Annotated in this window: 2 protein-coding genes; both read left to right on the forward strand. The window is 61.9% G+C overall.

The features are described 5' to 3' along the window. The first annotated feature begins 162 nt into the window (after positions 1–162). Entirely contained in the window at positions 163–1,731 is a 1,569-nt protein-coding gene (gene istA, locus IQ26_RS38830) for an IS21 family transposase (protein WP_145723570.1), read from the forward strand. After that, positions 1,664–2,398 (forward strand): IS21-like element helper ATPase IstB, encoded by a 735-nt coding sequence (gene istB / locus IQ26_RS38835; protein WP_145723571.1) that lies wholly within the window; start codon positions 1,664–1,666, stop codon positions 2,396–2,398. The genes istA and istB overlap by 68 nt, the downstream gene beginning before the upstream one ends. Positions 2,399–2,600: the final 202 nt, after the last annotated feature.

Consider the following 2,600-nt stretch of genomic DNA (forward strand, 5'->3'; position numbering starts at 1 on the left):
CGGCAGATGTACGGCCGCGCCAAGATTGATCTGCTCCAGGCGCGTCTCATCGGTGCAACTTAGGCCGTGGTCGCAGCGAGAATGCGTCAGAGCCCAAAAAGGACCCCCATTAACGCAGGGGCATGACACTGCCTCCGATTTCATCGGGGGCATTTGTTTTGGATGTTGGTTGTGGAGACGATTGCAAAGATACGCCGGCTTTCGCTGGTTCAGGGCAAATCGATCAAGCAGATCTGCCGGGAATTGAAGGTCTCTCGGAAGGTGGTCCGCAAGGTCCTGCGTTCGGGGCAGACGGAGTTTCGCTACGAACGCAGGCATCAGCCTTTGCCGCGGATGGGCGCCTGGCGCGAGGAGCTTGAGCTGCTTTTGGCGACCAATGCGACGAAGCCGTCGCGGGAACGGCTGACGCTGATCCGTATTTTTGAGGACCTGCGGGATCTTGGTTATGAGGGCAGCTACAGTTCGATCTGGCGGCATGCGCGGGCTTGGGAGAAAGCGCGTGGCAGCGCTGCCGCCGATGCTTATGTTCCGCTGATCTTCGCGCCGGGCGAGGCCTACCAGTTCGACTGGAGCCACGAGATCGTTGTCCTGAACGGAGTGACGACGACGGTGAAGGTGGCGCATATGCGGCTGTGTCACAGCCGGATGTTCTTCGCGAGGGCCTATCCGCGCGAAAGCCAGGAGATGGTGTTCGACGCGCACGACCGGGCGTTTGCCTTCTTCCGGGGCACCTGCACGCGCGGCATCTACGACAACATGAAGACGGCGGTGGACGCGATCTTTGTCGGCAAGGAGAGGCAATACAATCGTCGCTTCCTGCAGATGTGCGGGCACTATCTTGTCGAGCCGGTGGCCTGCACGCCGGCATCGGGCTGGGAGAAGGGCCAGGTCGAGAACCAGGTCGGGCTGGTGCGCGAACGCTTCTTCACGCCGAGGCTGCGCTTCAAGAACCTGGAGGAGCTCAACGCCTGGCTGCTCGATCAAATCATCGTCTACGCCAGGGCTCACCGGCATCCTGAACAGGGTGAGCGGACGGTTTGGGAGATGTTCGAGCAGGAGCGCGGCAACCTCATTCCATATGCCGGCCGTTTCGACGGCTTCCATTGCATCCCGGCCTCGGTGTCGAAGACCTGCCTGGTTCGTTTCGACAACAACAAGTACTCGGTGCTTTCCAGCGCCGTCGGCCGTCCGGTGGAGATCCACGCCTATGCCGGCCGCATCGTCATCCGCCAGGACGGCGTGATCGTCGGTGACCATGCCCGTTGCTTCGGGCGCGGCGTGACGGTGTTCGATCCTTGGCATTACGTCCCGGTCCTGGCCCGCAAGCCGGGCGCACTGCGCAATGGCGCGCCGTTCCGCGACTGGGTGTTGCCGGCAGCGATGGAGAAGGTGCGCCGCAGGCTCAGAACCGTCGATGACGGCGACCGGCAGATGGTGAGCATTCTCGCTTGCGTGCTCACCGACGGCCTCGCCGCGGTCGAATCGGCTTGCCAGGAGGCGCTCGATCACGGCGTCTGGTCATCGGCAGTGATCATCAACATCCTTGCCCGTGGCCGCGATCCGGCGCCCAGTGCGACCCTTTCCACCCCCGAGACGCTTCGGCTGACCCATGAACCGGTTGCCGATTGCGCTCGCTATGACAGCCTCAGGAGGACAACGAGCCATGGAACGCACGCAGGTGTTGGAATTGATGGGAAGCCTCAAGCTCTACGGGATGCGCTCGTCCTATGACGAGATCATGGGTACTGGCATCAAGCGCCAGCACGAACCGCCCAGGATCGTCGGCGATCTGTTGCAGGCCGAGATCTCCGAGAAGCAGGCGCGCTCCATCAAATACCAGCTCACCGTCGCCAGGCTGCCGCTGGCAAAGGACATCGAGGACTTCGCGTTTGCTGAAACGCCGGTCAACGAAGGGCTGATCCGTGAACTTGCCAGTGGCGCCTTTGCTGCCGATCAGCGCAACGCCGTTCTGGTCGGTGGAACCGGCACCGGAAAGTCGCATCTGGCGATCGCCATCGCCCGGGCGCTGGTCCGCTCCGGCCTGCGCGGCCGCTTCTACAATGTCGTCGATCTGGTCAACCAGTTGGAGACCGAAACCCGCGCGGGCCGCCAGGGCCGCATTGCTGATCACCTGACCCGGCTCGACTTCGTCATCATGGACGAACTCGGCTATCTGCCCTTTGCTCAGGCCGGCGGGCAACTGCTCTTCCATCTGATCAGCAGGCTCTACGAGCGAACCTCGATCATCGTCACCACCAATCTCGCCTTCGGTGAATGGCCGAGCGTCTTTGGCGATGCCAAGATGACCACCGCCTTGTTGGACCGTCTCACCCATCATTGCGAGATCCTCGAAACCGGAAACGCTTCCTGGCGCTTCAAAAGCCGCTCTCAAAGCTAAAGCCCGAAAACAAAACTCAGACGCACCCGATCAGGCGGTGCAACCCCGACCAGCTACGCCTGATCGGGTGCTCGCCGTCGTGCCCTTCACACGCCAAAACCGGGGTTCCTTTTGCGCGAAAATACGGGGTCCCCTTTCCGTGATCATTGACAAGAAGAAGCCCTCGCGCACAGCAGGACCTCGGATGGGCTTGGGGACATAG

The sequence above is a fragment of the Mesorhizobium tianshanense genome (assembly GCF_007830515.1).
GTDB classification, from domain to species: Bacteria; Pseudomonadota; Alphaproteobacteria; order Rhizobiales; family Rhizobiaceae; genus Mesorhizobium; species Mesorhizobium tianshanense.

Bases quoted from the DNA above. Each gene is read 5' to 3' on its own strand.
- istA (WP_145723570.1), top strand. From the start codon at position 163: ATGTTGGTTGTGGAGACGATTGCAAAGATACGCCGGCTTTCGCTGGTT.
- istB (WP_145723571.1), top strand. From the start codon at position 1,664: ATGGAACGCACGCAGGTGTTGGAATTGATGGGAAGCCTCAAGCTCTAC.